The sequence below is a fragment of the Variovorax sp. PBL-E5 genome, assembly GCF_901827185.1.
Taxonomy (GTDB): domain Bacteria; phylum Pseudomonadota; class Gammaproteobacteria; order Burkholderiales; family Burkholderiaceae_C; genus Variovorax.
Genome location: NZ_LR594671.1, coordinates 4,579,007 through 4,603,888 on the forward strand (window position 1 = coordinate 4,579,007; position 24,882 = coordinate 4,603,888).

The following is a 24,882-nucleotide window of genomic DNA, read 5'->3' on the forward strand; positions in this document are numbered from 1 at the left end:
GGGTTCCCCCTTAGAGCTTGAAGCAGCCGAGAAAGGCGACGTTGATGGGGCGCACCTTTTGCGTCGCGACGGCGGTGGTGTTGGGGCTGCCCACCGCGACCTGATTCCATGCAGTCGTGGTGCCACCGGCGCCATCGCCGTTGACGGTGGCGGCCAAGGTGGCCGGCGCGATCAATACGGATCCGACGTTTCCGAAGTTGTCGAAGACCTCTGTCGCCGCGTATTTCGTGCCGTTGATGCTGGTCGGCCCAGAACTGCGAATGAAGCGCTCATGCACGTCGAAAACCGTCAGGCGCTTGAGCGCGGCCCAGTCGGCTGCAGCGCTCGCGCCGCGCGTGCTGGCCGCGCCGGCGCTCGTGAAGATCGGCAAAAGGGCATCGGTGTATTCCGACCACCAAGCCGTGAAGAGCGCCAAGGTGTCGACGTTGGCGCGCGTGGCACCAGAGCCGACATTGCCGATCGTGCCGCCATCGCCAGCCACCCAGCCCGCAGGCGCCGAGGCGCGCGCGAAGTGCGACAGCTTGCCGGTGGGCGCGAGCTGCGCCAGGATCGTCGCGATCGCCTTCGCGTTGGCATCGCTCGCGTCGGCCGTCGGGTTCACCAGCTGCGCGACGCTGCGCATCCAGGCCTTGAGCGAAAACATGAAATTGCTGCCGCTCTCGATCCGCGGTTCTGTTGGCAGCCTCATCGTCCTGCCGTCGCTTTCAGCTTGATGTCATAGCCGGTGGCCATCAGGTCGCCCGTCATGTCCAGGCGCACGCGGTGAAACCGCCCTTCCTGCCGCAGATCGAACTTGCCTTCGTTCATCGCGCACACAGCGCCCGAGGCAAGCATCGGCTCGCCCTCGTTCATTGCGACCAGGCCTGTCGCCGTCGCGGTGAGTGGCGCGCGGGCGAAGCGCACGCGGAAGCGGTCGATCGCGCTCACGCTGTCGTCGTCGCCACTGTCACCCGTCGTGAGCATCGAGGGGCCCGCCGGTCCCGTGGCCGTCACGAGCTTGTGGCTCGAATCGAAGTAGGCGAAGAGGCGTCCGCCCGACAGCCAGTATTGCGAGTCGAAGGGGATCGGCGGCAGCGCGTCGATGGTCGAGGCGTAGGCATCCAGGCCGTCGATCGTCACGCCCGGCGCGATGAAGTTGAGCGCCGCTTCCTGCACGACGTTGTCGACGCCGAATTTCTTGGTCGAGCAGTGGTAGACCAGACTGCGATCGCAGGCGCCCGTCGACCCCGGCGATGGGTAGGCGATGCGCACGATGTTGCGTTGCCGGTCATAGGTGCACTTCGTGCGATAGCGAAAGGTCTGCGAGGAGTTGGCTCGGAACCAGTCCCTGCAGATGCCTTCGGTCAATGGCTGCGGCCGCGTGCCATCGAAAAGCCAAAAATCATCCTCACCGACGATGAAGTGCACGCCGCCGATGTCGCAAACCGCTTCCTGTCCCACCGCACCGCACTCGGTGCCCGGCACCACGGGCCATTGCCATGAGCCATTCGCCGCGCCCACGAACGAGCCCAGAAAGAGCCCCCGGGACTTGTAGGCCACGATGTAGTCGCCCAGAGGCAGCGCGGCCGTGATCTGGCCTTCGCGCGCGACCAGTCGTCCCGTCGTGGCGCCCGTGGCCACGCTCGGCGTCCAATTCGTCTGATCGCTCTGCGCGCAGTTCCACCAGCGGTCTGGCGACACCCCGAAGGTCGCATCGTTTGTGTTGAACGCGATGACGAAGTTGTTCGAAGCGCTGACGACGATCTTTGCTTTCGGCGCGCCCGAGATGGCTGCAAACGAGCCCGCTGCGCTCGACTGCATGGCGTCGGCCAGATTGGAAGCGATCGAGGTGTCGCCGAACTGGCAGTAGCTCCAACGAGACTCCGTCGAGCCGACATAGCTGCCGGCAGCGCTCCGATCGGTCCAGGTGCCACCGGAGAGCTCGTACAGCTTCGTCTGCGTGCCGGCGAACAGGCGCCGCGAGCCGTCCAGCTTCGTCGCCACCACCGCGCCGCGACATTCGGCCGCCAGCGCCGCAGCGCTCACCGCGACGGGCGACGGCGCGGCCAAGTAGCCCGAGGCATAGGGGATGAGCGACAGGCAGTCCGTGAGCACGCCTGCGACAGTCGGATCCGCGTCAGGTGCGAAGCCCATGATCGGCGTCATCGCGGGCGCATCCTCAAGCGGCTGCCGCTGATCATGGCGCCCTCGTCGGCGCCCTTCATCTCGGCCAGGGTCTTCTCGAACATCTGGCCCCAGCGCGAGGCCTCGTCCGGGCTCTTCAGGAACAGCGACGCCTCGGCCAGCGCCGCGTACAGGTACAGGCTCGGCGAGGCGGTCAGCAGCCATGTCGAGCTCGCCGATGCGAGGAAAGGCGGCCGCTGGTAGTAGCGCACGTTGAGCACGGTATCGGCGATCGGCGTCACGCCGTAGAGCAGCCGGCCGCCCTCGATGCTGTACTTCGAGTCGTCGCCACTCTTGGGCAGATCGGCGAGCGCGTCGGGCGACATGTACTCGATGCGCGATCGCGTCGCGCTGTCGATCCGCTCGAAAGCGAGCCAGTCAGTCGGCAGTGCGACCCAGTTTTGGCCGGCAACGATCGTGAGCGTCGTGATCTGCACCATGCCGCTCACGCGCAGCTTGCGGCCGATGCGCTCTTCGCCCAGGCGGATGAAGTCGGGGATCCGGTTGATCACCAGCGCGTCGCTGCGCGCAAGCCACGCCTGTACGCTGGCCTGCAGGTCGACGTAGGAAGCGAATGCCATGTCAGCGCTTCAGGTAGGCGTCGAACATGACGAACTTGCTGTTCTCACGAAGCCACGTCTTGATGGCGGCGTGCCGCTGCGCGTTGTCGCGGATCAGCAGGAAGCGCGCATATTCGGCGGCCGGGATGTGGCCCACAAGCCGGCCTTCGCCCCAGCGCTTGCCCTCGGTGGCCTCTCGAGCCTGGCGCGCATATTCCAGATGCGGCTCGGCGTCGTAGCTGCGCTGCACGATCAGGGAATCGCCCTCGAAATGCAGTTGCGTGCGCACACCTTGCGCGCTCACGCCCTCGTCGACGGTGACGTTTTCCTCATAGCCCATTGCGTTCTCCCAATGAAAAAGGGCCTCCGGTGAGGGAGGCCCTTTGAAGTGCGATGGGGGTAGCGAAATGCGACCCCACGTTTGCGCGATTACGGGGTCAGGTCGGCGATCTTGCCGTGCGCCTTCTCGGCATCGACGGTCAGCGTCACGTCGGCAGTGACCAGCACCTTCTCCGAGTCGCCGGTCTTGCCCATTTCCTCCGACCGGAAGCCATCCAGGAAGGACAGCTCGCCGTGCTCGGGGTCGATCAGGTAGACGGTGCTGGCGCCGACCATGATGTAGTGCGGCACGATCTCCATCTCGCCGAAGTCGGACATGTACACGTCCGCGCCGCCGATGATCCGACCCTGCTCCTTCTTGCTGACCTGGTAGCGGTTGACCGCGATGCCTGCGAAGGTCGAGAAGGTCACCTTGTGGTTCGGCGACATCACGGCCTGCGGAGGCACCTTGCCGCTTGCAGTGTAGGCCGCCTGCGCCACGGTCTTCAGGAGCGTTTCCGTGAAGGTGCGCGGCGTGCCGGCGACGGGCGCCACGGTCGGGGCGCCCGAGTTGTGCGCCGTGGTCGAACCGCCAGCGCCGTGGGAGACGTTGCTGTAGATCAGCACGCCAAGACCGCCGAGCTTCGATGCGGTCGAGCTGTTGCCGCCGACGGCAGGGTTCGGCGACAGCACCGCTGCCTCGATGTCGCGCTTCACTTCCTTCATGCGCTTCGCCTTCTGGTAGGCCATGGATTTGCCTTGGCCGGCCTTCTTGACGATGTTCGCGCGACGAGTGACAGCGGGTTGCGCCGCGAAGATCTGACAGTAGTTGCCGACCCGATCGGTGCCAACCAGGGCATCGGCCGAGAAGTCATTGCCGTCGATGATCGCGTTGTCCTTGTTCGGCGCGGCGAGCGCGTCGCGCTGCCACTCGTGCAGCGTGTTGGTCGCAGTGCCGCGGCCGAAGTTGGTCGTGACCGGAACTTCTTCCGGCGACACGTTGTAGATCTTGTCGATCAGGTCTTCGCGAACGGAGTTGTTCACGTCGTACCGGTCGAACACGTTTGCGGGTTGTGCCATGGTGATGGCTCCTTCAGTGTTTGTGTGTCAGAAGGAACGCAGCCAGGTCGTCGACCTTCGCGCGACCGCTCTTGAAGCGGGCGGCCACGGTCTTGCTGACCTTTTCTCGTTCCGGCACTGCCTGGCGCGCGGCGGGTAGCCGAGGGGCATCGCCCGACTTCGGCTTGACCGTCGCGGCCTTCGTCTTCAGCTCCCGATAGGCCATGGCGTCGCGCATGATCAGCACCAGCGCAGGATCCGAGACCTTCGCGAAGCGCTCTTTCGGAACGCTGTATTCCTTCGCGATGCCTTCGAAGATCTTCTGCAGCTTGGGCTTGTCGATACCCTGCTGACCGAGGACGCCCCATGCGCGCTGAAACTCCTGCTGCATCTGCTGCTGAGTCTGCTGCTCGCCTTGTTGCGTCTCGTGATGCATGCCCTGCTCGATCTGGGCGAGCACGTCGTTGATCGCACGCTCGCGCGCGGTCTCCTGCACGTACTGGCTCGGGTCGGTTTGGGCGAGCGCCGCCATTTCCTGCGGGGAGCGCAGGCCCGCGAGCGTTCGAACAAGCGTGTGTGCCATTTGCGCCTGATGCAGGTAGTAGCTGCGGCCCTCTTCGAGCTGCTTCGTCACAACCTGCGCCGCCTCGCGGGACTGGTTCGCCATCTCCATCGTCTTGCGGGTGTAATCCGCGTGTCGCTGGTAGCCGGCGATCAATTCCTTTTCGTCCACCTCAATCGTGGTGTCGGCCCCGTCTTCGCCTTTGACAGGGACTTTGAATTTCAGGCTTGGCCGCTTGTCGGCGTCGTCGGATTCCTCGTCGTGGTCGCCCTCGGCGTCCTCGTCGTCGGGATCCTCTGCGGGGCCTGCACCAGACTCATCGTCCGGGTTTTCATCCGCGTCGGAGTTGTCCGCCTTGCGGCTGGGCTCTCTGCGTTCGGTCGCTTCATCCTTTGCGTCGGCCTCAGGGTTGTCGACGAGGAATTGCGCCAGGTCATCTACTGACTCGGGGCCAGATTCGGCTTGTCCGTCCATGTGATGCTTTCAGTCAAGACCACCCCCACGAGGCACCAGGGGGTAGACACGGGACGCTTCTCAGCGGAGCCCAGATAGGCCGGTGCAGGCCCGAAATTCAGCGGCCGGTGACGGCGCGCATGCCGCGTCGCAGCTTCGATTCGCTGCGCGCGCTGTTGAGATCGATTCGGCTCTGCGCCATCTTTCCGGCCTGGAGCATGCCGCGCAGCGTCGATTCGACGGCGTCGGTCAGACGTGCAGCTTGCGCAGCCAGCACAAGGCCCTCGGCATCCTTGATTGGCATGCGCTTGAAGGTGGTATAGGCGCTCTCGCGCATCAGCCGCAGCGCCTCACTGAAGGCCGGGTTGCTCAGCACTTGCGCCGCCTCGGCGCCGAGGTGCGCGAGCTGGTGATCGGACTTGCTCATGCGCGTTGCTCCCAGAAAATGCCTTCGATGCCGCAGAAGTTGGCCGCCTCGTCCGCGGGCGCCGTGCGCTGCTGGTGCGGCATGAGCGGTGCGGGCGCACCTTCGGGCTGGTGCATGCAGGCCTGCCAGTCGGCACCGTTCTCGATGCGTTGGGTGCAGTGCGCACACGAGGCGCAGAAGCGATCAGGTTCGGTCATGTCAGTAGCAGCGCGATCAGCGCTTCCTCTTCATCTCGTTGGGCGCGCAGCCGGGCGCGCAATGCTTCCTCGGCCTGCATCTGCTGGATGCGGAACAGGACCTGCGCCAGGAACAGCGCCGACGGCTCGACCGCCGGCGGCAGCACGGGTCGCTGCGCCAGCCACTGCGCCATCAGCGTTTGAAACCGCGCTTGGTTGCCGGTGTCGAGCGCGACGAATGCCGCCTCGACCTCGATCGCCTTCGCGCGCTTGGCCGCCCTCTCCTTCGCCGGCTTCACGCGGCGCTCATTGCGCGCCTCGAGGATGCGCTGCGACAGCGGCTTGAAGGACACCTCGCGCGGGCACGCCATCTCGAAGCCGCCGAAGCGCGTTGCCGGCGGCGCTGGCGTGCCGACAGTCGGCGCGCCCGCACCCTCTTCGGAGACGATGCCAGCCGCACTGATCACCGCTGCGACCGCGGGCTGCCCAAAGACTTCGGCAGACGGGATGCCGGCCGCGAAAATCCCGATGCCGCCCACCACGGGCGCGCCAAACGCCTCGGCTGAGGCAATCCCCGCGGCGAAGACGCTGGCGGCCACGGTGGGCGCGCCGAGAGCCTGCGCCGAGGCGATGCCAACCGCCGTGATGCCCCCGCCCAGCGCCGGCGCTCCCACGGCGCCAGCGGATGCAATGCCTGCAGGCGCAATGCCTGCGGAAATGACCGGCGCACCGAAAGCCTGCGCGCTCGCGATTCCAGCCGGCGCAACACCAGCTCCGACGACGACAGCCCCGAACGCCTCCCCGCTCGCAATCTGACCGGCGCCGGTAATGCCGCCCGCCGTGGCGGACTTCACTGCGATCACGGTGAGCGACATCGCCGACGACACACCATCGGTCGCGCTGATCGACAGCGCCGCCGTGCTGCTGATGTTCTTCGAGAGCAGCCCCGCCGCCCATGTGCTGTTGTCGCCGTTTTGCGCGACGGAGGTGAAGCCAGTCGCTGCGTAGGTCGAGGTCCCTGAAGCGATCGAGCCTTCGAGCAGAAAGACCAGTTCGTCCGCCTGCGCGAAGGCGTTGCTGGTCATCAGGAACGGCGGAGGCGCAGGAATCTGCGAGCTCGTGATCTGGCCGTAGGTATAGCAGGCCGTATCGAAGGGCGCCGATGCGGCCGCGCCCGTGATTTCTACCGCGATGATCGTGGCGTAGGGGGCGGCTGCCGAGAAGGTGCCTGTGAACGTGTGACCGCTGCCGGCCCCGGCGCCTCCGCTGGCCAGTCCTGGGCACCCAAAGAACTGCAGCCACTGGTTGTCGCCGCCACCACCCGGATAGGCCCAACTCTCTGCCGCATGCAGCGCGGCGTATGTGTTCCCGGTCTTGTTGTCGATGATGCCGGTGCATGTATTGGTCGAGCCGGTGATGACCGCAACGAGGACGGGATTGCCTGCCGTGGTGGAGTGCGCGCCGCCACCAGGCGCCAGCATCGCGCCCGTAGTGAAGGTCGTGCCGCCGGTGCCGCTGTTCTTTGCGACGCACTGGCCGGCGACTAAAGCGCTCACAGCACCTCGTGCCTACAGCTTGAAGATTTTGTTGGCGCCGTTGTCCCAGGTGATCGGCACAGACTGGCCCGCGCTCGGCGTGAATGGCAGACCGCTGGTCGGCGTGTCGATGTAGGCGATGACCCGCGCCGTCGAGTCGGTGCCGGTGTGCTGGAACACCACGAGCGCGTTGCAGGCCACCGCCGCGGTCGCCGTCAGCGTAGTGTCGTTCGCATCGCACACCCCAGAGGCCTGCGTCTTCGATGCGAGCGAGGCGCTGCGGCCGTTGTCGTTGCCAGACGTGATGTCGGACAGGAATTTGTGCGCAGCGCTGAAGGTATAGGCCGACTTGACCAGCATCACGCGGATGTCGCCGGTGCTCCAATTGATCGTGCCATCCGCGAAGCCTTCACGGCCCGGATCGAAAAGTACGTTTGCCATGGTGGCTCCTATTGCAGACCGGCGATCTGGCCGGATTGATCACGCGCCACGGGGCGGAAGGTGTTGCCGTGCTGCACGCCGGCGACGTTGCCGTGCTGGTCGCGCACGATGGTCTTCGGCGCCTGCTGGTGCTCGACGAGCCCCTGCAGCAGGTCGATCACCGGTGCGATCGGGTCCGGCTTCTCGAAGATGTCGCCGGTCTGGCCGTCAATGTCGAAGCCCTCGGGGATCGTGTCCGGGTGCGCGATGCGCGTGTTGATGATCGAGGTGCGGTTGTCGGCGTCGATCTGGTAGGCCTGCAGCTGCAGCCTCAGCACCTCGAGCTCGTGCTTGTATTGCGCTTCGAGCGCCTCGCGCTGCGCATCGCGTGCGTCGTTCGCCGCCTGGATCGAGAGCTGATTCTGCTGGTCGCGTTCCTTGGCTTGCGCCTCGAATTGGGCCTGCTGCGCTTCGAGCGCCTGCTTCTGCTGGTCGCTCGACTGCTGAGCCTGCAGCCGCATCTGCTCGACCGTGACTTGATAGGGCGGCGGCTCCGGCGGCTTCGTCGGCAGCGGCTTGTTGCCCGGGTCAGTCAGGTAGTCGTCGACGTTCTTGATGCCGCCCAGCTGGATGAGCTTCGCGTGCGTCTTGTAGATCTGCTGCGGCGTGACCATCATCTCGCCGAGCGGCGACGGCGCGAGCTGCATCTGCAGGTTGGCCACGCTGCCGAGCACCGCGACGAGCTTCTCTTCGTCACCGGTGCCCAAGCCGACGTTGCACGTCATTTCGTAGCCGTCGCGCCAGTCGTTCGGGTCGCACTCCACGAACTTCCCGCGCAGGCGGTACGCGATCGGCTCCATGTCGCCTTCGGTCAGAAGGTGGTTGATGCCCTTGAAGGTCGGCACCACCAGGATCTCGCCGAGGATGCGCCCGATCAATTCGATGCGCTTCGCCGCGGCACCATTGAGCATCACAGCCTCGGCGGCGGTGCGGTCCTGGCGCAGCGCGTTCGGGTCCTGCCCCTGCTGCGACTTGTTCACGCCCGTGCGTTTCTCGCCCATCGTGTCGATGTATTCGAGCAACGGGAACATCTGACCGCCGACGAATGGCGTCGCGTCGCCGCCGAGCGCGTTCTGATTCTTGACGCGGATGAGGCCGCCAGGCCGCCCGTCGAGCAGGTCGTCGATGTCGGCAAGCGGCTCATCGCCGTCCATCAGCACCGTCTTGCGCGGGTTGTTGGCCAGCGTAGCGTTGTCGAGCACCGCGCGCGTCAGATCAGTCTTGATCTTCTGCAGGTCGCTCATCATCTCGGCGACGCTCATGCCATCAAAGGTGTGCGGCACCAGGATCGGCGAGCCGGTAGCGATCGGCACCTCGTCGCATTCTTCGTTGCTGAGGATCAGGTCTTTCAGCCGGTAGATGCAACGGCGCTCGGCGACACCATCGCCGTCGTAGTCGACAAGCACCCACTCCATGCGCAGCCACCCTTCGGTGAGCGTCTCGTCGTCGGATGCGATCTGCGTGTTGTTCGGATCGGTGTCGTTCGTCTCGCCGCGGCGGTTATGGCGCTGATCGCCCGCATCGCTCGTGGATTCGGGCATCTGACTCGCGGCCAGTTCTTCAGCCGTCACGTCGGTGAAGCCCATCTCGTGCAGGTCCGAGAGCGACACCTCCATGTCGCGCGCCACGTAGGGGCAGTCGGCCAGCAGCGGCGTCGTCCAATTGCGCTGCACACGCAGATAGTTCGGATCGAAGGCCTCAACCTTGATCGTCTTGCGCTCGACCACCTTCGACAGCCGCACGTTCATCAGCGTCTGCATCACCGGCTGGCCAGTCGCTGGATCAATCACCGGCAGGCCGCTCTCGGGATCGATCAGAGGACCCTGCACTGCCTGCTGACGTTCGATGGTGTCGGCGCCGTGCTGCTGCATCAGCATCTGGAGAATCTCGGGCGATGACACGCCATCGAGGCGGATGACACTCTTCGCGCGCTTCGTCTCCTTGCGCCAGTGGATGCACCCGTTCTTGACGGTCAGCGCGTCCTTGAACGCGGTGTAGAGCACCAAGAAGCCGTTGTTTTGCTTCTTGAAAACGTAATTGCAGGTGTCGGTCGCCTGCTCGGCGCCTTCGGCCTCGGCGGCCTGCGTGGGTTCGAACTCGACCGCGCGCTCGTTGCTCAAGAACATCTTCAGCAGGTCCGGCAGGATCCACTCGACGGTGTCCTGCACCTCGGAGGTGACGGTGTGCGACCAGCCCTCCTCTTCGTTGCCGTAGGGACGACGGAAGTACTCGCGCATGGCTCGCCTGCGTTCGTGCGCGAGCGTGCCCCACACGAAATCGGCAGAGCTGCTCTCCTGGCGCATCAAGAGCGCCAGCAGGGTCTCGTCGTCCATCTTGGCCATCTGCTATGCCTCAGGGATCACGGTGCGCGGCCCTTCGGCCGAGTTGGCCTCGGACAGCTGCTGCGCGCGCTGGATGGGCGACAGCTCGGGCCACGGCGGCACGCCGACGACAGACGAGCCATCGGGATAGGTGTGCGTCTCGCCCATGCGCGTCTCATCTACCGCGGCGACCGCGGGAGTGTTCTTGGCCATGGTGATCAGTCCTTCGCTTCGGAGGGTTCGGCCACCACGGCGGGCGTGGCGCTGGTGACGGTGCCCGGCTCGATCGCGCCAGGTCCCAGCGGCAGCGAATGCGTTGCCGGGTCCGCCGGGACGGGCGCCGCCACGGGCGCGCCACCCACCTGATAGGCGGTGCCGCCGACAGCAGCCGCAGCGGCCTGATCGGCGTGATGCTGCACCGCGGGGTGGATCAACTCGACCAAGCGCTCGACCGCATCCATGCGGCCCATGATCACGCGCTTGAACAGGTCGTGCAGTTCGTCCTTGAGATTCATGATTCTTCCTTTCGCGGCCGTCAGGCCAGTCGTTTGCGCTTGTATTCAATGGGTTTCGACGGCGCCGGCTTGGTGATCGCGAAGCGGCGCATCATGTAGGCGTAGCGCGAGGCAGACAGCAAGTCGTCATCGAGCTTCACGATCTTTCCGTCTTCGCGGTGATACATCCGGCACTCTTCGAACCACTCCGTGAGGTGCGAAAACACCTTCCATCGGCCGGTCTGCATGCGGTCCAGGATCTCGACCACGCCGGCCTCAACACCGTTGCCACCGCTGCCTTCGACCACCTCGCCCTTTTCGTTCGCCTCGGGCGGATGCGTCGCCTTGTTTGGCAGCATCTTCATGCCCTGATCCGCGTACTGATCGCGCAGCGCCTGGCCAGAGCCCTTGTCGTGCTGCAGGCCGTCATGCGGCCACGCCCATGGCACCCACTCGCCCCAAGGCTTCACGCTGGCAGCGAACAGCACCGGCGTCTGCTCTTTCTTCCGGTACGCTTTGGTGACGTAGATGATGTCGGCGTCGCGGTCCCACGCCAGATTGACGGCGGCGCTCGGGTGATCCCATCCGAAATCGATGCCGTTGATCTGCGCCCAGTGCGCCGGGATGGCGAACGGCTCGACGCTGATCGACTCGTCGGTGACCGGCCAGATACGCCCGCTACCGAGCGATGGGATGCCCTTCGTGCGAGCCTCCAGCTCATGCGCCGGATAGCCTGCAATGATCTCGGCCCGCTTCTCGGGCGTGTAGTGCTCGGCGTCGTCGATCGTCATCCGCGTGACGTGAGTGCCTGGCGCTTTTTCCATCATGAACCTCTTGACCACGCCTGTGATGCCCTTCAAGGGCGTGAAGGTCATCGCGAGGCTGCCACCGGTTGCGTTGGTCCGCGTCAGCGCCTCGAAATAGATGTCCTCATCTGGCTCTTCGTCGAGCCAGACCCAATGAAGCGTTTCGCCTTGGAACTTCTCGCGCCCCTGGTCGTAGCTCTTGAAGCCCAAGAGGCTCTCGGTCGCCTGAATGTCGCCTCCGCCGCCCCAGCGAATCACCAGCGTGTCGATCGCGTTGGCCAGCCCGCGCTTCATCGTCTTCTCGGTGATCACCTCGCGCGGCAGCGCGCCGGTTCCGATCGCATTGAATTCGCCGCACAGCACGCGCTGCACGGTCGCCCGCGTCAACTCGGACGTGACGCCGGCAGCCCAGGCCGAGATCGGCTTCGTGAACTCTCGTCCGACCCACCAATCCGGATAGCGCCCGGTCAGGTGCATCGCAGTCTCGTAGCCAGCGCTCCATGTCTTGCCGAGCTGGTTGCCGGCCATCAACAGCCGCTCGCGGGATTCGCGGCCGGCAGCATGGAACTCGGCTTGTTTCGGGTAGGCCCGGTATTCCCTGAGCTGGTTTTCCCGCCGGCGCCGCTGCTTCTCCGCATGCAGCGCGAGCCATTCAAGCTTTTGGGCGCGCGTCAGCACTCTTTGCCGCCTCGATCGCGGCCATCTTCGTGTCGAGCTGCTCGTCCGTCAGATCCGTCAGCGTCGTGCGCTGGTCGATCTCGATCTTCTCGCCGAAGCTGCCCGGGTCAGCCTTCGCGGCTTGCCACCGGTAGTGATGGGCCAACTCCTTCGCCTTCGCGAGCATGAACGGCGTGCGAGCACCACGCAGCACCGCCTCGGCCTTGTCGGCATGCGAGCGGGCAGCAGAAATGCGAGCCTCGCGCACACGCGCGGAACGATCCGGCTCAGCGCCAACCCAGCGACCGAGACTCGCGATCCCGATCTTTAGCTTCCTACAGATTTCCGTCTGCGTGTTGCCGTCGGTGATCTGGTCGCAGAGCCAGTCGATGCCGAGCTCATCGAGCGTCTTGGCTGCGCTGCCCTTCTTGGCGGCCGGCTTCTTGGCCACGGCCATCAGGATTGCTCCTCAAGCAGAGCTTGCGGAATGAATCCAGCGACCAGGAGGCAGGCGCACATCTTATCGGCGCGCTTTTGCTCCGGCGTTCTGGTTGCCTTGCGCGCTTCCTCCTGGCGGAAGTATTCGGCATAGGCCCGAGACGTGCGGCGGTCGTCGCAGAAGATACACAGCAACGGCAAGCACGAGATGCCAAGCAGCACGAGCGAAATGATGAGAAGTACGGTGTCGTCGTTCATGGTTCGGGGCTCCCTTGGGCTTATCCGATGGAGCCGGGCTCAGTTTTGAGCCGGGCTCTGGGGTGTCCTGAGAAATCAGGAGACTGGCGTCGACGCTCAAACGCCGACTTGCGAATTTGTGCAAACCGGGGTTTCGAGCAAACTGGATGAGATGTCCTCGGAACTGAGGAGATCGAAGGCGGTCCATCCGGCTGACGCTTGCGCGCTGGACCGATGCGGTTCGCACTCGCGCCTCGCGAACTCAGAGTGCGTGAGTCATGATTCCCGAGCGGCTGCGCGCTCGCCCAGGCGAGGCTGCCGGGATGCGTTGGGATGGAAACGAAGGCAGGCACTTCCCCTGCATGTCACGGGTCGAGAGATCGCGTTTGAAACGCAATCTCCGCCCACGGTGTTAAACCGCTGATCGGGCGTGAGTCCCCAATGGTCGGAACAGCAGCGGCGATCAACTCCGCTGGCCAACTCCACCGGATTCGGGGGTTTTGGACTTATGAGAAGTTGCCGGTTACCCACAGTCCGGCGCCCGGCGTGAGGCATCCCGTGCGGGTAGGCCGGCGGAAATGAAAAAGCCCTCCATTGCAGAGGGCTCAGACTCTGAGCTTTACCGGCAGCACCGCCTCCAACATGGACGGGCTGCTCCTACGCCATTGCTCAGCAGTTGGCGAGAATTATAGAGGAGTTAGCACCAGTTGCGTCAAGTGTCGCAGTTCACCACGGATCGGATGATCGATCTGCGTCACCTCTTCGAATTTCCAGCAATTCCATCTGGTCGGTGGCCGGTAGCCGCAGGCCGCATGACACGCACTGAAGCCGGCGCTCCCTGTCGTCGTAGTCCTCAAGCTCGCCGGTGCAACTCGGGCACCAGAGATACGGCGCGACTTCGGGCGCTCGCGGCGGTGCAGTTGGTGCGTCGACGCCATACACCGCACGACGGATCGAATAGCCAAGCTTCGAGCTGTAGTGGTGGCTTTCCACTTGAAGCGGATCAAGCAGCGCCGTGCAAGCGAATCGCCCCGTCCTTTCCTCGATCGGGGACGCGCACAGAAGACAGTACAGCTTTCGCATTTAATACCCTCGATTGATCAGCATCTGACGCCCGTCATGCAACAGTTGGGCCAAGCCCTCCATCGAAGTGCCGATGGCCCGGCAAGCCTTGTTCGGGCTCACGGGCTTGCAGTATGCCCAATGGATCGCCGCGCTGTTCCGGCCGGGCAGCGCCGTCACTGCGGATGCGATCTTGACCGCGTCCGCACGGTCGACTGGAGGAACCGTGAGGCTCCCGTAGGCCGCGCGCGCACGGGTGGGCGGCGGAGCCATGCGGAACATGGGCGCGGACGACGGCGCGGACGAGCCGTTGCACCAGGCAGCCCAATTGCGCAGCCGGTCGTCGATGTCCCGCTGATGCCACGGCACGACATGGAAGTCGATAGGAGCGGTTCCCCTCGCTCGCCTGACGGCTTTGGGCGGCGGAGCGATGACTGGCGGCGGCTCTGCGGCGCGCAGCTCGGCCGCCGCGATGATGCTGGCGGCCATTTCGACAAGGCCCTTCTTGTGCGCGCTCGGCCTCCGCTCTGCTGGGATGATCTCCGTCAACATCTGAGACAGGTCTTTACTCTTGCGAAGCCGCGTCGATCGTGATCAGCACTTCCGCGAACGCGTCAGATTTGTTGTCGCTGTGAATGAAGCACTTCGCCACCTTGACGTTGTGCCCGCCCAGATCCAGGCCTGCAGACCGGGCGACTGCTTCGGCGAGTACCTGCCGCAGCGCAGCGCCATCGAGGCGGGCGCTGTACTGCACCTGATCGACCTTTACCGAATTGACATTGATAGATTTCATCTCGCACGCCTTTAACTAAATGACAGCCGTATTAATCTCAAATTCACAACGATGGCTAATTAGTACCCCAGACCTTAAAACTCCCCCTGTGGAGAGAGACCTAGCCCATCCTTAGGGAGGCCTTCACCCAGGGACAGAATTGCCACCGAGACCCGTCAGCCGTTCGACGATCGGGCGCTAACTTCGCCACCCTTGCCCCTGCTTCCTCGTCTTCCTCACAGTTGGGGCGTCTTCCTTTGCCGCTGCGGTTAAACCATGTCCCACCAGCAAAGTGCAGAGTTGTGTCCAGCTATGTCACGGACTCACCCTTTCGAACCTGCATCAGGAGCTCGCAGACCGCGAGCAAGCCGGCGCGTGCATGAAGGTCGTTGGCATCCTCGCCAAGGACCGGCGACATGCAGTAATGCAGCCCCGTCTGTTTCGCGGCGCGCTGCCCTGCCCCGCTCTTGTCGTTGTCGGCAAAGACGTAGCGGCGCCCGGACTTCAGCATTCCTGCGACATGGGTCATATTGAAGTCGCTGAAGCACACCAACGTCGAAGCATTCAGGCGCATCTGACGAAGCGCCGCGTCAATCGACAGGCCTGTGGCATATCCCTCGCATAAGACCGTTTCTGCGGCGCTTGATGGGCCAAGACGAAGGACGGCGCCTGTCGCGCGCATGCCATAGGTCATCTTCTTCTGCCAACGCATGACGCCTGGCTGTTCCTCGGTGTCCGTCCAACGAATGACTTGAGCACCAAGCAGCTCGTTCGTGGAGAAATCGCGCATTGGAACCAACAAGCCGCCGTCTGGCAACACCAGGCCTTGAGCATCAGGAAGGCGCTTGCGGAAGAGATAGTCATGCGTGCCGGGAACGGCCGTTCGGAGCATCTGCGCAGCTCTCTGCGCGGCTTTGCGCTGCGCATCCGCCGCCTTAGCCTTCTGGGAGTCCTTCTGCGCGCGCCAAGCCTTCTTGTCCTCTTCGGTCCAGGGTGCGGCGTTCGGATCGTCGTACCAATGCGCCACGCCTTCGCCATCCCAGGCGAAGACCCAGCCGCGCCGGCCATCCCAGAAGTAAGCCCCGTTCTTGCTGCGCGGCTTTTCGGTGGTCCCGCATCGCTGGATCTTGTCCATCGGATGCAAGTCACGGATCTCGATCCCGTGCGCACGCGCGAAGTCGATGAAGTTCATGCGGTCAGTGCCTCCTTGCGTTCGCGCGCGCGCTCAGCGATTCGAAAGCTCTGACGCTTGCCCTTGAGTCGTGATGCCAGCGCATCGGAGACAGGCACCTTGGGGGTATCCTCGAAGGAATGGCCTGTTGGCGGCGGATGCCCGCAGATGTCGCGGAACGCCATGTAGGCATATCCCGGCTTGCTCTTTACCCATGCCGTCTGTCTGGCGAACGTGCAGAGTTGGCGCCACAAGTGCACCTTGTCGTCGGCCAGAGTCCTACCGTTGAGTACTACCTCGTGCATCTCGCCGGCTTCTGCGACTACGAGCGCCTGCCTGACAACTTCGTGCCCGCAGGACATGCACCTTTGACAGAATGGCTTGTAGCCGCATTTCGGGCAGCCGCTACGCTCGCTCTCTTCCTTCGGCTCCGCGCGCACCGCGCGATCGAGCGCTTCCCCTTTGTCGAGCGAGGCCAAGCCGTTGAAGAAGACATCGGTGAAGTCGTCAGCGAACCGAACGATGTTGCCGCTGTGATCGAGCAGTAGGCAATCGGTCTTGCCGGTGTCTGCCGACGTGCGGAGACCGCGGCCCCACATCTGGATAGCAGTGGATAGAGATTTCCGCAGAGGGCGGCAATCGACCACGCAGCCCACGTCAGGCACGTCGAATCCCTTGGCCAGGGCTTCCACCGAGATCAGGACGCGAATGCAAGAGTCGGGCTTACGGAACTCGCGCAGGAGGCCTGGCCGCTCCCGTTCATGGGTGCGGTGCGTGAACGTAGCGGACATCACGCCCACCTCGTTGAACTGCTTGCACAACTCCTCGCAGTGAACGACAGAAGAGCCAAATACGATGGTCTTGCGGCGTTGCCCATGCCGCAGCCACTCCGAGACCACGTCACCGATGATTTCCATCCCGCGCTCGCCTGCATCAGTGGGAGACCATTCGCCATCGGATGTGAGCTTTGCGCCCTGCATGTCCGGCTTGCGGCAGGACAGGACACGCATCGGAACCAGGATCCCGTCCTGCGTCAGGTCGTGCATCGTGGCCGCGTTGATGTGGTTGCTAAAAATCTTTCCCAGTCCGCGAGAGAACGGAGTAGCCGACAGACCGATGACGTGCGCCGGACTGTTCGTCGCGAACTCGCGCCACGCATCATGCTGGGTATGGCATTCATCGACGATCAAGACATCGGTGTCATGCCAGCCCCGGCTGGCGATCGTCTGAACGCTGGCGATTTGCAGCGGCTTGCTGTAGTCCTTCCGCTCGTGGTCGCCCATGATCACGCCGTGTTCGTGCAAGCCGTAGCTATCCGCGACAGCGCTGGTCTGCTCGATCAAGGCCCTGCGGTCGCAGAGGAAGGTGGCACGCCTGCCACGCTTGAGGGCTTTTTGAGCGATTCGCAGACCGATGTAGGTCTTGCCCGAACCGGTGGGAGACATCACCACCTGGTTCTTGTGGCCTGCAAGGATGCCCTCGGCGATCCCAAGCATGGCCCTCTGTTGGAACGGGTGTGGATCTGGAAAGCTGCCACCCGTGGCAGTGTCGAAGAGATCGGTCAAGCTGTGGCCTCGGCTTTCTTCTTCCAGGACTTCACCTGTCTTGTCAGGTCTGCGATCTGCGACTGCATGCTGTTCTGCCGGTCCTTCAGACTGCGAACCATGTCGCGCGAAGCCTTCGCTTCGGCCAGCGCCGCCGCCGTCTGATCGCTCGCATCAAGCACTCGCACTGCGGCAGCGAGATCCCCCTGCACTTCGGCAAGCTGATCGCGAAGCGCAAACACTTCGGTCTCGAGTGCAGCGATCTTCAGCGCGGCTTCCGCGGCCTCGTCCTTCGCGGCGGCCGCAATCAACGCGGTACGCAGCGCATCGGCCATCGGACCCTTCTTCGGCTTGCCGTGGATGCGGGCCTTCCGGGTCTTGGGGGATGCGACGGCAGCAGCCTGTTGTTCCGTCGGCAAGCGCGAGATCTCGGCCGCAACGTCCACCGGCATGGCTCCGGATCGCACAGCCTCCTTAACTTCATCCACCCCGTGATCGACAACGTGCTTTGCGTGACGCAACGTCCTATCGGAGACCTTGGCAGCGGCCGCAACCGCCCCCTGCGCCGGCAATTCGGAAATATTTCCGAATAGGGGATTGCCCACCGGTTTCCATTGGTAGCAAGTGGCTGCAGCGAGCGCACGCTGACTCGCGGTGAGATTGCGCCGGGCACTGTTTTGCGCGAGCACGAAGTCGCGCGGGTCCACGTCGCCGAGCAGCACTTCGGGGCACTCATGGCCCAGCTCGGTTGCTGCACGGTAGCGATTCCAACCGTCGAGGACCATGCCTTCGAAGATGGTGATCGGGTTTTGCACACCGATGTTCGTGATGCTATCAATCAAGGCTGCGTATTCAGCCTCACTCATGGACGGGAACGCGGCCGACAAAGGATGTTGCTGGTAGTGCATGCTTATTTCCAAGCTCCCATTTCGTGTTCAGTGCAGAACCTGGCTCGCCCGAAGTTGCGGTGAACGCCGAGCCAATAGGCGTAGTGGTAGAGCCAAAGCACAGCGCGGCGCATCAATCTGCGTCCTCGAAAATCAACCTGGTCGGTGTCGTCTGACGCATGGCCTTTTCGAACAACACCTCAAAAGCCTGGAAGGTGCGTGCGTCGACGCACCGGAAACTCGAATCAACGACCTTCAGCCCCGCGTAGGCCAACACGTTGGCGAACTTGTCGAGGTGATCACTCAGGAGTCGCGAGATCGTGCTTTCCGACACGCCCATGGCCGCAGCTATCGCGGCCTGCGTCGACTCGCGTTGCGCTGCCTGAAGCACGGCGGCCGAGATCCGACGCGCACGCAGTGCAGGAGTGTCTTGCTCGGTCATGCAGGCGCCCCGTCCTGAATTGCAGGGCTTGCATCTGCACGGCTCGCTGCAAGTGATCGTGCAGCGAGCCGCGCCTGCCTTGCTGGTGCTTCCAGGCCACCGGCTTGAGACTTGATTCCCATGAACTCACGAACACCAGCCGACACCGGCCTCATCCACGCCAGCACGCAGACCTTTCTCAGCACCAACGCGGACCCGACCAGCGCGCGGCCGGCGGTGACGCTGCGCATCACGAAGCTCGAGATCCGATGGGTCGACGGCGATGTCGCCATGCGCTTCCATGCGCACACAACCGACGTGACGCCTTCGAGGCGAATGCGTCCGGCACGGCCAGGGAGATAGGCCATGTGAGCTCGCTCGAACTCTGGTCTTGAGTCGCGCTGCGAGGAAAAGGTCGGGATGGTCGACCTTCACCTGAGCGGGAATGCCCCGCGTGATCCAGTTCTGCACTCGCTGGACGCCGCCTTTAGCTTTGTCGTACCCGAGACGCTGAGCCAGCTTCGCGGGGCCGCCAAGTTCCTTGATGAGGTCTTCGTCGTTCATGATTCCCGATATTACACACCATGTTTATCATCGGGTCAAACACCACGTTTACCAACACGGCGTTTAGTAGCGGAGAATTCGCGTATGCACCCGTCCATGCAACGTCTCCTCGACTACGCGCTCAAGAAAACGCGCGACGAGATGCATCCTGTCGTCGATCAGGCGTCGCTTAGGGAGAGGATGGGCGCGAGTGCGGGCGCCTTTACTAACTGGAAAATGCGCGGCCTGTCGAAAGATGCCGCGATCGCTGCAGAAGCTGAGTTCGGCTGCTCGGTCAACTGGCTCCTGGCAGGTGCGGGCGACGACGATTCCAAGATCTCAGTCCCCGCGCACACGAAATCCTCGGCAAGCGCGACACTCAGCCCGGCATCGTTGAGCCTCGATCAGTTGCTTTTTCAGCTCGGCGAAGCGATCGAATCCGTTGGCGACCCCGGAGCACGCCATAGCGCGGCAACGATGCTCGCAACGTTCATCGGCGATCCGAGCGGCAACACCGACATGGTGCCGCTCATCGTCAAGCGCCTCCAGCGTCAGCACACGTCCCCGATCACAGGGCCAACCATCGGCGGGACTGGCTACCAGAAGCAGACGCCCGTGGTGCCCTTCAATCCCGCAGGCGCGAGGTCGGCCAAGCCGGCCAAGGGAAAGAAGGAGTCGTGATGCCTTACAAGCTCGTGCACGACTACATCAGCCGCGACGTGATCGAGGCTTGCGCCGTCCTCTACGAGGGGGCGAAAAGCGGCGACGTGAAGGGCATCGCCTTCGCCGCCATGCTCCGGCACAACCGATACATCACGAACGTGGCCGGCCTGGCGTTCAGGAATCCGACCTTCGCGCGCGGGTGCGTGATGACGCTCGGCGACGAGATCGCTGGACTGATTCATGGACGAGATTCACAAGAAACACGATAGGAGATGAGGATGAGGAAATTGCTTTTGATCGCCCTTTTGCCGCTTGCTGGCTGCGCTACGAATTCAGGCGTTGTCCCGATCGGGGGCGATACCTTCTTCATAACGAAGCAAGCGGCGTCCGGGTTTTCGGGCGTCGGTAACCTGAAGCCAGAGGCTTTGCGTGAGGCATATACGTACTGCGCGACCACCAAACAGAAAATGGAGACGATCTCCATGACCGAGGCTCAACCTCCGTACATCTTCGGGAACTTCCCAAGAGTCGAGTTGCAGTTCAAATGCGTCTGATCACGACCCTCCTCTGCGTCGGCGTGCTCTCCGCTTGCACGAACATGACGCCCATCCAGCCAGTGGGGCGCGACCGGTTCATGGTGTCCTCGACGGTGCGCGGCGGCTTCACGACGGACGGCCAGATCAAACAGGATCTGATGGACCGCGCCCGAGCCTTCTGTGGCAAGAAGGAGATGGTTCTCGAATCGTCCACGTCTGGGGGAACACAGGGGTGGACGCCGCAGACGGCCGAAGTGCTGTTCAAGTGCGAGTAAACCCGATGCCCAAAAATCTAGAACAACGAAACGACATCCTCGACATCATCGGAGCCCTCTTGGCGACCCATCGAGCCTTGACGACGGTGAGGGATGCCCTCCCCATTGAGATTCAAAGCCAAATGATGCGAGACATGAGCGTCGTGCTAACCCGCTGCGAAGCCCTGCTCAAGCGCTTGGACGAGACAGACAAGGTGGCGTCATGACCAGCGGCAACGTTCACGGGATGCCCGCCGACCACGCCCAGCAATATCTTGAGCGCTTGGAACAGAGGACCTTGAAAGGTGGGCCGCAGCCCCCTGATAATGGTGATATGGAAGCCCGCGTAGCCAAGCTCGAAGCCGCAATGGAGTACGTCCAGCGCGACCTCGGCGAGATCAAGACCGACATCCGCGAGATCAAGCGCGATGCACGGACGGACTTTCGCGCCTTGTTTGGTGCCCTAATCGTCGTTGCCTTGGGGCTGGCTGGCATCATGGCTAAGGGCTTCCACTGGCTCTAGACTAGCCCTCCTCCTCTCTCCCCCAGGCCCGCCGCGTGCGGGCTTTTTCATGACTGCTCAATGCTGCTCGCGCAGCTTGGCCAGCATCGCCGCGCGCTGCTCTTCGGTGCCGCCGGCAGCTACGTCTTCCCATGTGCCATCGTCCTTGAAGATGCGGTACGCGACGCAGTTGACCGCGCCTGCCTTGGCGAGCTCAAGCATCCGCTCCAGGTGCTCGACCAGTTCCTTTCCCTCGAAGTAGACCTTCTCGATCGCCATGGCGGTTCCTTTGCGGTTGCGTCGTCAGCACTCTACCCGGTGCAGCGCGCAGCTTCTTCTGCGTCGTCGTAAACGTCATGTTGACATTAATAAACGTGATGTTTAAACTCTGCTCCGTCGCCTACAAGGGCAATGGAGCGAACGATGAACTACGACGAGGCAATCGAAGCGACCGTGACGCGCGAAGAGGCGCTCAGCGAGATCGAGAAACATCACGCATGGCGCTTCACTGAGGCGGTCGCCGAGTTCGATGCGGACTGCGGCAACCGCGCCGCCTACAAGGGTGCCGAAGTCCTGGGCTGGCTGGGGTACTGAGCGATGGCCGAATTCATCGCATTCCTGCTGACCGGCCGCCGTGCCGGCTTCCACGTCGGCCCCCAAGGCTGGGCACGCTTCCGCCGCGGCCACCTGGTCGACGCTTCGCCGGCGGTCTGGAACGCCTACAAGCTGCGCGCCGCGCATCTCGACCAGGTGGGGTACTGAGATGCTCGACCTCATCCTCTCGTCCCGCCTGTTCGGCTGGTTCTTCGGCGACATGCACGGCCGCGACGAGCGCGGCGATGCGGGCATCGGTCGCCGATTCATCTCGGCGTCCGCCCTTGCGACGTTGACCGCATGTGGTGGTGGTGGCGGCGGATCTGGTGCGCCGATGCTCCCGACTCCCGTCGCTGGAACTCCAGCATCGTCAGCGCCGCCACCAGCGCCGCGCGACTGCAGCATCGAGCTCTACGGAGACAGCATCCTGCACGGCATGGCTGTCGGCTTGAACCGCCTTCAGGAGCCGCCTGCCGCGGCGCTCCAACGCCTACGCCCGGCCTACACGGTGATCGACCACTCCGTACCAGGCGCGACGGCGACCGCGATCGCCGCAGCCTTCGGCAACCAACAGCGCACCGGCCGGCTGATCGTGCTCGAGCCCGGCGTGAACGACATCAACGCTGGCCTGCCGGTGGACGCGCCCTACCGCAACATGATCGCGATCACCAAGGGTGAAGGACGGATCGCGATCGTCACCGGTCTGAGCCGGCTAGAGAACCCACCGGCTGCCTGGGCCGGCTACGCCGAGACAATCCGCGCGATCGCTGCCGAGCAAAGCGTGGCCTACGCGAACTGGCCGGAGGTCGAAGGTAGCACCGTCGACGGCACACATCCGGACCAAGCGTTTTCGACAGCCTTGGTCGAACAGCTGGCGCTCACCCTTGATCGTGCTGCGCCGGATTGTGCGCAATGAGCGAACCGATCAAGGACTACGCGGTGGCCGTTGCCATCGCTACAAGCATCTTGTCACTTCCCAAACACCGCTCGCTAGAAAGGGATGTCGTCATCCATGTCGTCGAAGCCCGACGACGATTTGACCTTCGGGTCCGTCTTAGGCCACTTAGGCAAGGCGCTTGCTTCGACCTCACCGGCGGCAACAGCTTGGAACGCCGCCCAGTGCGCCCGCAACCGATCGAACAGGAAAGATTCTTCGCGGACGGTCCAAGTCCATTCCTTGTTGGACTTGGAGTAGCCACCGCGCCAAAGGTAGCCGCACTCCTTCACGAGTTTCCAAATGAGCTGCTCGTCATGGGTGAGCAGCTCAGGGTATGCCAACGCGAGTTTTGCGAAGCGATCCGAGTCATCAACGTCCCAGAGGTTTTCACTTTGGCTCATCACGGTGGTGACGCCTTCGTCCCACTCCCGGATCGGGAACCGATTCAAGGTGTCCTCGATAGCCCACTCGATGAAGCTCGACAAGGTGCGCCTCTGTTTTCGCGCAGCCAGCTCCGCCAGGTAACGCAACTTGGGATCCAGCCGCACCGTCACCGTCTCGCTTCTAGACAGCTTGCCGCCCGCCCCCTTGCGTTTTTCGACCATGCCCGCTCCGGTATGTAAGAAAACTCATTCTAGACGCAAACACTACAACAGCGAACAAAAACAGCTTGTGCTAACTGTTAACACGTTCTATATTTCCGAACACATAGAAAGGGGTTGATTACATGTCCACAACCGATGCGCCGCCACCAAACGCGACGCCGATCCGCCTTCCCAGTGAGCTCAAGGATTGGTTGAAACACCAAGCAATCGACAATCGCCGAACGCTGTCCAATGAGATCGTCTTTCGCCTCGACCATTCGCGCGACCAGCAGCTTGCACAGCACGAGGAACAGAAATGAGCAACGTAATCCCTTTCGATTTCGAGGGCTCGTCGATCCGTTTGCTGGATCTGGAGGGCTCGCCCTGGTTCGTCGCCATGGAGATCGCAGCCGTGCTCGACTACTCCGACGCGTTCGAAATGACCAAGCGCTTGGACGATGACGAAAAGCAAAACCGGCAAATTGCCGGTTTGGGTTCGCCATCCGGCGGGCGAGGCATTACCCTCATCAACGAGTCTGGCCTGTACTCCGCAATCCTTGGTAGCCGCAAGCCCGAGGCGGCGAAGTTCAAGAAGTGGGTCACAGCCGAAGTGCTGCCTTCGATCCGCAAGACCGGCAGCTACACCGCACCCAAGGCGGCGCCGTCGCCTGTCCGTCTGGCCTACGACGCTGCCAAGGCATTTCCGCCGCTGTTCCGCGTCGCCCGCCTGCTCGGCTGCGACAAGAACGCCGCGGCGATTAGCGCCAACCAGATGGTGAGGCAACTCACCGACGTGAACCTCATGGCTGGCCTCGGCCAGATCCACCTCGTTGCGGAGAAGCAGGACACGCAGTTCTTCACGCCGACCGAGTTGGGCAAGCGCATCAGCACCAGCGCCCGCGGCGTGAACCTGCTTCTGGCCGAGTCCGGCATGCAGATGAAGTGCGGCGACACCTGGGAGGCGACCGAAGCCGGCATGGAGTTCTGCCGGATCTACGACACCGGCAAGCGCCACGGGAGCGGCGTGCCGGTGCAGCAGATCAAGTGGTCGCCGAGTGTGCTGCCGCTGCTGGGCTGCGAGAAGGAGGCCGCTTGAAGCGCCTCGCCGTCAACACGGTGCTGTTGCCGCTGTTCCTACTCGCACAGCTGCGCGCGCTCTGGAGGGCGGCGTGAAGTCAGACCTTGGCCTGGCGCACGCCCTTTACGCCCCTAGATTCCAGGAATCGGTATCGAGCCTCTTTGGCGGCCTCCGCCGCCCTGCGCAAGCGATCTGTGAGCTCTTTGGACATCTGCCCTCCGTTGGAGGCCTTTTGTTCTGCGGCCTCTTTAAAGGCATCGAACAACAGCACGCGCTCTTCGTCGTTCACGACCTTAAATTTCTCTCGGTCCGCGCGTTCAAGCATGGCCTCTGCCATCTCCGCCAGGGAGATCAATTCGAGCTTCAGGAAGTCGGCCTGCACGGCCTGGTGCGCAGCATCGAGCTGGGCCGCCGTCAGCGCCATTGTGAGATCCGGGCCTTCGGTGAAGCTGCGATCGAGCCGCTCAACGATCTCGGCGGTGAGCGAACGCTTGTTGCTCACCGCCGCTGCATCAAGCTTGTCCTTCATCTCCGCAGACATCCGCAAATTCACTTGGGGGTCGTTTCTAGCCATGCATGGATTATTGCAGCACCGTGCTTGCAATCAATGAAGCACCGTACTACAATAAGCACCGTGCTTTACTAAAA

The 24,882-nt window shown here is 63.3% G+C and carries 37 protein-coding genes; 11 read left to right on the forward strand and 26 right to left on the reverse strand.

Translation table 11 applies throughout. The features are described 5' to 3' along the window. Nucleotides 1-10: 10 nt before the first annotated feature. From WDLP6_RS22360 to WDLP6_RS22470, 23 genes are all read right to left on the reverse strand, one after another. The gene (locus WDLP6_RS22360; protein ID WP_162594121.1) at nucleotides 11-643 is read right to left on the reverse strand and encodes a hypothetical protein; all 633 of its coding nucleotides are present in this window, start codon (nucleotides 641-643) and stop codon (nucleotides 11-13) included. A 41-nt stretch (nucleotides 644-684) separates the two neighbouring features. Further along, nucleotides 685-2,145: a hypothetical protein gene (locus WDLP6_RS22365; protein WP_162594122.1), complete on the reverse strand. Its 1,461-nt coding sequence runs from the start codon at nucleotides 2,143-2,145 to the stop codon at nucleotides 685-687. Then, nucleotides 2,142-2,744: a phage adaptor protein gene (locus tag WDLP6_RS22370; protein WP_162594123.1), complete on the reverse strand. Its 603-nt coding sequence runs from the start codon at nucleotides 2,742-2,744 to the stop codon at nucleotides 2,142-2,144. Before WDLP6_RS22370 ends, WDLP6_RS22365 begins: the two co-directional genes overlap by 4 nt. A 1-nt stretch (nucleotide 2,745) precedes the next feature. Next, nucleotides 2,746-3,063, reverse strand: coding sequence for a hypothetical protein (locus tag WDLP6_RS22375; protein WP_162594124.1), 318 nt, complete (start codon nucleotides 3,061-3,063; stop codon nucleotides 2,746-2,748). A gap of 89 nt (nucleotides 3,064-3,152) precedes the next feature. Next, nucleotides 3,153-4,121: an SU10 major capsid protein gene (locus WDLP6_RS22380; protein WP_162594125.1), complete on the reverse strand. Its 969-nt coding sequence runs from the start codon at nucleotides 4,119-4,121 to the stop codon at nucleotides 3,153-3,155. Between the two features lie 13 nt (nucleotides 4,122-4,134). Next, the gene (locus tag WDLP6_RS22385; RefSeq protein ID WP_162594126.1) at nucleotides 4,135-5,136 is read right to left on the reverse strand and encodes a hypothetical protein; all 1,002 of its coding nucleotides are present in this window, start codon (nucleotides 5,134-5,136) and stop codon (nucleotides 4,135-4,137) included. Nucleotides 5,137-5,233: 97 nt separating this feature from the next. Beyond that, entirely contained in the window at nucleotides 5,234-5,542 is a 309-nt protein-coding gene (locus tag WDLP6_RS22390; protein WP_162594127.1) for a hypothetical protein, read from the reverse strand. Continuing rightward, nucleotides 5,539-5,739 (reverse strand): hypothetical protein, encoded by a 201-nt coding sequence (locus WDLP6_RS22395; protein WP_162594128.1) that lies wholly within the window; start codon nucleotides 5,737-5,739, stop codon nucleotides 5,539-5,541. Before WDLP6_RS22395 ends, WDLP6_RS22390 begins: the two co-directional genes overlap by 4 nt. Continuing rightward, a complete protein-coding gene (locus tag WDLP6_RS22400) occupies nucleotides 5,736-7,199 on the reverse strand; it encodes a hypothetical protein (RefSeq protein ID WP_162594129.1) in 1,464 nt (487 codons plus the stop codon). Before WDLP6_RS22400 ends, WDLP6_RS22395 begins: the two co-directional genes overlap by 4 nt. Nucleotides 7,200-7,286: 87 nt before the next feature. Further along, on the reverse strand, nucleotides 7,287-7,694 hold the full coding sequence (locus WDLP6_RS22405) for a hypothetical protein (protein ID WP_162594130.1): 408 nt from the start codon (nucleotides 7,692-7,694) through the stop codon (nucleotides 7,287-7,289). A gap of 8 nt (nucleotides 7,695-7,702) precedes the next feature. Next, a complete protein-coding gene (locus tag WDLP6_RS22410) occupies nucleotides 7,703-10,075 on the reverse strand; it encodes a portal protein (RefSeq protein ID WP_162594131.1) in 2,373 nt (790 codons plus the stop codon). Nucleotides 10,076-10,078: 3 nt separating this feature from the next. Then, the gene (locus WDLP6_RS22415; RefSeq protein WP_162594132.1) at nucleotides 10,079-10,267 is read right to left on the reverse strand and encodes a hypothetical protein; all 189 of its coding nucleotides are present in this window, start codon (nucleotides 10,265-10,267) and stop codon (nucleotides 10,079-10,081) included. Nucleotides 10,268-10,272: 5 nt separating this feature from the next. After that, the gene (locus WDLP6_RS22420) at nucleotides 10,273-10,569 is read right to left on the reverse strand and encodes a hypothetical protein (protein ID WP_162594133.1); all 297 of its coding nucleotides are present in this window, start codon (nucleotides 10,567-10,569) and stop codon (nucleotides 10,273-10,275) included. Between the two features lie 20 nt (nucleotides 10,570-10,589). Further along, nucleotides 10,590-12,032 carry a terminase large subunit domain-containing protein gene (locus WDLP6_RS22425; protein WP_162594134.1) on the reverse strand — a complete coding sequence of 481 codons (1,443 nt, stop codon included), beginning with the start codon at nucleotides 12,030-12,032 and terminating at the stop codon, nucleotides 10,590-10,592. Beyond that, the gene (locus WDLP6_RS22430) at nucleotides 12,007-12,468 is read right to left on the reverse strand and encodes a hypothetical protein (protein WP_162594135.1); all 462 of its coding nucleotides are present in this window, start codon (nucleotides 12,466-12,468) and stop codon (nucleotides 12,007-12,009) included. The genes WDLP6_RS22425 and WDLP6_RS22430 overlap by 26 nt, the downstream gene beginning before the upstream one ends. Then, entirely contained in the window at nucleotides 12,468-12,707 is a 240-nt protein-coding gene (locus WDLP6_RS22435) for a hypothetical protein (RefSeq protein WP_162594136.1), read from the reverse strand. Before WDLP6_RS22435 ends, WDLP6_RS22430 begins: the two co-directional genes overlap by 1 nt. Nucleotides 12,708-13,412: 705 nt before the next feature. Next, nucleotides 13,413-13,769, reverse strand: a complete 357-nt coding sequence (locus tag WDLP6_RS22440; protein ID WP_162594137.1) for a hypothetical protein — start codon at nucleotides 13,767-13,769, stop codon at nucleotides 13,413-13,415. Next, a complete protein-coding gene (locus WDLP6_RS22445) occupies nucleotides 13,770-14,300 on the reverse strand; it encodes a hypothetical protein (RefSeq protein ID WP_162594138.1) in 531 nt (176 codons plus the stop codon). A 13-nt stretch (nucleotides 14,301-14,313) separates the two neighbouring features. Then, nucleotides 14,314-14,541 carry a hypothetical protein gene (locus WDLP6_RS22450; RefSeq protein WP_162594139.1) on the reverse strand — a complete coding sequence of 76 codons (228 nt, stop codon included), beginning with the start codon at nucleotides 14,539-14,541 and terminating at the stop codon, nucleotides 14,314-14,316. Between the two features lie 289 nt (nucleotides 14,542-14,830). After that, nucleotides 14,831-15,712, reverse strand: coding sequence for a toprim domain-containing protein (locus tag WDLP6_RS22455; protein ID WP_162594140.1), 882 nt, complete (start codon nucleotides 15,710-15,712; stop codon nucleotides 14,831-14,833). Then, the gene (locus tag WDLP6_RS22460; RefSeq protein WP_232077217.1) at nucleotides 15,709-17,256 is read right to left on the reverse strand and encodes a DEAD/DEAH box helicase; all 1,548 of its coding nucleotides are present in this window, start codon (nucleotides 17,254-17,256) and stop codon (nucleotides 15,709-15,711) included. The genes WDLP6_RS22455 and WDLP6_RS22460 overlap by 4 nt, the downstream gene beginning before the upstream one ends. Further along, complete coding sequence (locus WDLP6_RS22465) at nucleotides 17,253-18,143, reverse strand: ParB/RepB/Spo0J family partition protein (protein WP_162594141.1); 891 nt, start codon at nucleotides 18,141-18,143, stop codon at nucleotides 17,253-17,255. The genes WDLP6_RS22460 and WDLP6_RS22465 overlap by 4 nt, the downstream gene beginning before the upstream one ends. A 112-nt stretch (nucleotides 18,144-18,255) precedes the next feature. After that, entirely contained in the window at nucleotides 18,256-18,564 is a 309-nt protein-coding gene (locus WDLP6_RS22470) for a CII family transcriptional regulator (RefSeq protein ID WP_162594142.1), read from the reverse strand. 120 nt (nucleotides 18,565-18,684) lie between these two features. Between WDLP6_RS22470 and WDLP6_RS22475 the strand changes: the two genes are divergently transcribed. The 6 genes from WDLP6_RS22475 (at nucleotide 18,685) to WDLP6_RS35160 (ending at nucleotide 21,062) form a co-directional block, all read left to right on the forward strand. Beyond that, nucleotides 18,685-18,906, forward strand: coding sequence for a hypothetical protein (locus WDLP6_RS22475; protein WP_162594143.1), 222 nt, complete (start codon nucleotides 18,685-18,687; stop codon nucleotides 18,904-18,906). Between the two features lie 297 nt (nucleotides 18,907-19,203). Next, nucleotides 19,204-19,767, forward strand: coding sequence for a hypothetical protein (locus tag WDLP6_RS22480; RefSeq protein ID WP_162594144.1), 564 nt, complete (start codon nucleotides 19,204-19,206; stop codon nucleotides 19,765-19,767). Next, nucleotides 19,767-20,018: a hypothetical protein gene (locus tag WDLP6_RS22485; RefSeq protein ID WP_162594145.1), complete on the forward strand. Its 252-nt coding sequence runs from the start codon at nucleotides 19,767-19,769 to the stop codon at nucleotides 20,016-20,018. The genes WDLP6_RS22480 and WDLP6_RS22485 overlap by 1 nt, the downstream gene beginning before the upstream one ends. 9 nt (nucleotides 20,019-20,027) lie before the next feature. Continuing rightward, entirely contained in the window at nucleotides 20,028-20,303 is a 276-nt protein-coding gene (locus tag WDLP6_RS22490; RefSeq protein WP_197910187.1) for a hypothetical protein, read from the forward strand. Further along, nucleotides 20,294-20,560, forward strand: coding sequence for a hypothetical protein (locus WDLP6_RS22495; protein ID WP_162594146.1), 267 nt, complete (start codon nucleotides 20,294-20,296; stop codon nucleotides 20,558-20,560). The genes WDLP6_RS22490 and WDLP6_RS22495 overlap by 10 nt, the downstream gene beginning before the upstream one ends. A 202-nt stretch (nucleotides 20,561-20,762) precedes the next feature. Then, nucleotides 20,763-21,062, forward strand: coding sequence for a hypothetical protein (locus WDLP6_RS35160; RefSeq protein ID WP_232077220.1), 300 nt, complete (start codon nucleotides 20,763-20,765; stop codon nucleotides 21,060-21,062). Nucleotides 21,063-21,119: 57 nt separating this feature from the next. Here WDLP6_RS35160 and WDLP6_RS22505 read toward each other — a convergent pair whose 3' ends face one another. Beyond that, on the reverse strand, nucleotides 21,120-21,320 hold the full coding sequence (locus WDLP6_RS22505; RefSeq protein WP_162594147.1) for a hypothetical protein: 201 nt from the start codon (nucleotides 21,318-21,320) through the stop codon (nucleotides 21,120-21,122). Between the two features lie 144 nt (nucleotides 21,321-21,464). On the opposite strand from WDLP6_RS22505, the gene WDLP6_RS22510 reads away from it, so the two are divergent. Genes WDLP6_RS22510 through WDLP6_RS22520 form a run of 3 tightly spaced genes read left to right on the forward strand, consistent with a single transcriptional unit; the run spans nucleotide 21,465 to nucleotide 22,551 of the window. Next, nucleotides 21,465-21,635, forward strand: a complete 171-nt coding sequence (locus tag WDLP6_RS22510) for a hypothetical protein (protein ID WP_174259892.1) — start codon at nucleotides 21,465-21,467, stop codon at nucleotides 21,633-21,635. A gap of 3 nt (nucleotides 21,636-21,638) precedes the next feature. Further along, nucleotides 21,639-21,803: a hypothetical protein gene (locus WDLP6_RS22515; RefSeq protein WP_162594148.1), complete on the forward strand. Its 165-nt coding sequence runs from the start codon at nucleotides 21,639-21,641 to the stop codon at nucleotides 21,801-21,803. Between the two features lies 1 nt (nucleotide 21,804). Then, a complete protein-coding gene (locus WDLP6_RS22520) occupies nucleotides 21,805-22,551 on the forward strand; it encodes an SGNH/GDSL hydrolase family protein (protein ID WP_162594149.1) in 747 nt (248 codons plus the stop codon). 74 nt (nucleotides 22,552-22,625) lie between these two features. On the opposite strand, the gene WDLP6_RS22525 is transcribed toward WDLP6_RS22520, so the two are convergent. After that, entirely contained in the window at nucleotides 22,626-23,177 is a 552-nt protein-coding gene (locus WDLP6_RS22525; RefSeq protein WP_197910188.1) for a hypothetical protein, read from the reverse strand. A gap of 122 nt (nucleotides 23,178-23,299) precedes the next feature. On the opposite strand from WDLP6_RS22525, the gene WDLP6_RS22530 reads away from it, so the two are divergent. Both WDLP6_RS22530 and WDLP6_RS22535 read left to right on the forward strand, forming a co-directional pair. Further along, complete coding sequence (locus WDLP6_RS22530; RefSeq protein WP_174259893.1) at nucleotides 23,300-23,476, forward strand: hypothetical protein; 177 nt, start codon at nucleotides 23,300-23,302, stop codon at nucleotides 23,474-23,476. After that, nucleotides 23,473-24,252 carry a BRO-N domain-containing protein gene (locus WDLP6_RS22535; RefSeq protein WP_162594150.1) on the forward strand — a complete coding sequence of 260 codons (780 nt, stop codon included), beginning with the start codon at nucleotides 23,473-23,475 and terminating at the stop codon, nucleotides 24,250-24,252. The genes WDLP6_RS22530 and WDLP6_RS22535 overlap by 4 nt, the downstream gene beginning before the upstream one ends. 79 nt (nucleotides 24,253-24,331) lie before the next feature. Here WDLP6_RS22535 and WDLP6_RS22540 read toward each other — a convergent pair whose 3' ends face one another. Further along, complete coding sequence (locus tag WDLP6_RS22540; RefSeq protein ID WP_162594151.1) at nucleotides 24,332-24,808, reverse strand: Arc family DNA-binding protein; 477 nt, start codon at nucleotides 24,806-24,808, stop codon at nucleotides 24,332-24,334. Between the last annotated feature and the right edge of the window lie 74 nt (nucleotides 24,809-24,882).

Coding starts and splice junctions, on each gene's coding strand:
- WDLP6_RS22450 (WP_162594139.1), bottom strand. CDS start 14,541: ATGAAATCTATCAATGTCAATTCGGTAAAGGTCGATCAGGTGCAGTAC.
- WDLP6_RS22440 (WP_162594137.1), bottom strand. CDS start 13,769: ATGCGAAAGCTGTACTGTCTTCTGTGCGCGTCCCCGATCGAGGAAAGG.
- WDLP6_RS22385 (WP_162594126.1), bottom strand. CDS start 5,136: ATGGACGGACAAGCCGAATCTGGCCCCGAGTCAGTAGATGACCTGGCG.
- WDLP6_RS22455 (WP_162594140.1), bottom strand. CDS start 15,712: ATGAACTTCATCGACTTCGCGCGTGCGCACGGGATCGAGATCCGTGAC.
- WDLP6_RS22530 (WP_174259893.1), top strand. CDS start 23,300: ATGTCCACAACCGATGCGCCGCCACCAAACGCGACGCCGATCCGCCTT.
- WDLP6_RS22370 (WP_162594123.1), bottom strand. CDS start 2,744: ATGGCATTCGCTTCCTACGTCGACCTGCAGGCCAGCGTACAGGCGTGG.
- WDLP6_RS22480 (WP_162594144.1), top strand. CDS start 19,204: ATGCAACGTCTCCTCGACTACGCGCTCAAGAAAACGCGCGACGAGATG.
- WDLP6_RS22360 (WP_162594121.1), bottom strand. CDS start 643: ATGTTTTCGCTCAAGGCCTGGATGCGCAGCGTCGCGCAGCTGGTGAAC.
- WDLP6_RS22520 (WP_162594149.1), top strand. CDS start 21,805: ATGCTCGACCTCATCCTCTCGTCCCGCCTGTTCGGCTGGTTCTTCGGC.
- WDLP6_RS22415 (WP_162594132.1), bottom strand. CDS start 10,267: ATGGCCAAGAACACTCCCGCGGTCGCCGCGGTAGATGAGACGCGCATG.
- WDLP6_RS22445 (WP_162594138.1), bottom strand. CDS start 14,300: ATGTTGACGGAGATCATCCCAGCAGAGCGGAGGCCGAGCGCGCACAAG.
- WDLP6_RS22465 (WP_162594141.1), bottom strand. CDS start 18,143: ATGCACTACCAGCAACATCCTTTGTCGGCCGCGTTCCCGTCCATGAGT.
- WDLP6_RS22365 (WP_162594122.1), bottom strand. CDS start 2,145: ATGACGCCGATCATGGGCTTCGCACCTGACGCGGATCCGACTGTCGCA.
- WDLP6_RS22525 (WP_197910188.1), bottom strand. CDS start 23,177: ATGGTCGAAAAACGCAAGGGGGCGGGCGGCAAGCTGTCTAGAAGCGAG.
- WDLP6_RS22400 (WP_162594129.1), bottom strand. CDS start 7,199: ATGCTGGCGCCTGGTGGCGGCGCGCACTCCACCACGGCAGGCAATCCC.
- WDLP6_RS22390 (WP_162594127.1), bottom strand. CDS start 5,542: ATGAGCAAGTCCGATCACCAGCTCGCGCACCTCGGCGCCGAGGCGGCG.
- WDLP6_RS35160 (WP_232077220.1), top strand. CDS start 20,763: ATGACCAGCGGCAACGTTCACGGGATGCCCGCCGACCACGCCCAGCAA.
- WDLP6_RS22380 (WP_162594125.1), bottom strand. CDS start 4,121: ATGGCACAACCCGCAAACGTGTTCGACCGGTACGACGTGAACAACTCC.
- WDLP6_RS22535 (WP_162594150.1), top strand. CDS start 23,473: ATGAGCAACGTAATCCCTTTCGATTTCGAGGGCTCGTCGATCCGTTTG.
- WDLP6_RS22405 (WP_162594130.1), bottom strand. CDS start 7,694: ATGGCAAACGTACTTTTCGATCCGGGCCGTGAAGGCTTCGCGGATGGC.
- WDLP6_RS22470 (WP_162594142.1), bottom strand. CDS start 18,564: ATGACCGAGCAAGACACTCCTGCACTGCGTGCGCGTCGGATCTCGGCC.
- WDLP6_RS22495 (WP_162594146.1), top strand. CDS start 20,294: ATGCGTCTGATCACGACCCTCCTCTGCGTCGGCGTGCTCTCCGCTTGC.
- WDLP6_RS22395 (WP_162594128.1), bottom strand. CDS start 5,739: ATGACCGAACCTGATCGCTTCTGCGCCTCGTGTGCGCACTGCACCCAA.
- WDLP6_RS22435 (WP_162594136.1), bottom strand. CDS start 12,707: ATGAACGACGACACCGTACTTCTCATCATTTCGCTCGTGCTGCTTGGC.
- WDLP6_RS22515 (WP_162594148.1), top strand. CDS start 21,639: ATGGCCGAATTCATCGCATTCCTGCTGACCGGCCGCCGTGCCGGCTTC.
- WDLP6_RS22490 (WP_197910187.1), top strand. CDS start 20,028: ATGAGGAAATTGCTTTTGATCGCCCTTTTGCCGCTTGCTGGCTGCGCT.
- WDLP6_RS22510 (WP_174259892.1), top strand. CDS start 21,465: ATGAACTACGACGAGGCAATCGAAGCGACCGTGACGCGCGAAGAGGCG.
- WDLP6_RS22420 (WP_162594133.1), bottom strand. CDS start 10,569: ATGAATCTCAAGGACGAACTGCACGACCTGTTCAAGCGCGTGATCATG.
- WDLP6_RS22540 (WP_162594151.1), bottom strand. CDS start 24,808: ATGGCTAGAAACGACCCCCAAGTGAATTTGCGGATGTCTGCGGAGATG.
- WDLP6_RS22410 (WP_162594131.1), bottom strand. CDS start 10,075: ATGGCCAAGATGGACGACGAGACCCTGCTGGCGCTCTTGATGCGCCAG.
- WDLP6_RS22375 (WP_162594124.1), bottom strand. CDS start 3,063: ATGGGCTATGAGGAAAACGTCACCGTCGACGAGGGCGTGAGCGCGCAA.
- WDLP6_RS22430 (WP_162594135.1), bottom strand. CDS start 12,468: ATGGCCGTGGCCAAGAAGCCGGCCGCCAAGAAGGGCAGCGCAGCCAAG.
- WDLP6_RS22485 (WP_162594145.1), top strand. CDS start 19,767: ATGCCTTACAAGCTCGTGCACGACTACATCAGCCGCGACGTGATCGAG.
- WDLP6_RS22505 (WP_162594147.1), bottom strand. CDS start 21,320: ATGGCGATCGAGAAGGTCTACTTCGAGGGAAAGGAACTGGTCGAGCAC.
- WDLP6_RS22475 (WP_162594143.1), top strand. CDS start 18,685: ATGAACTCACGAACACCAGCCGACACCGGCCTCATCCACGCCAGCACG.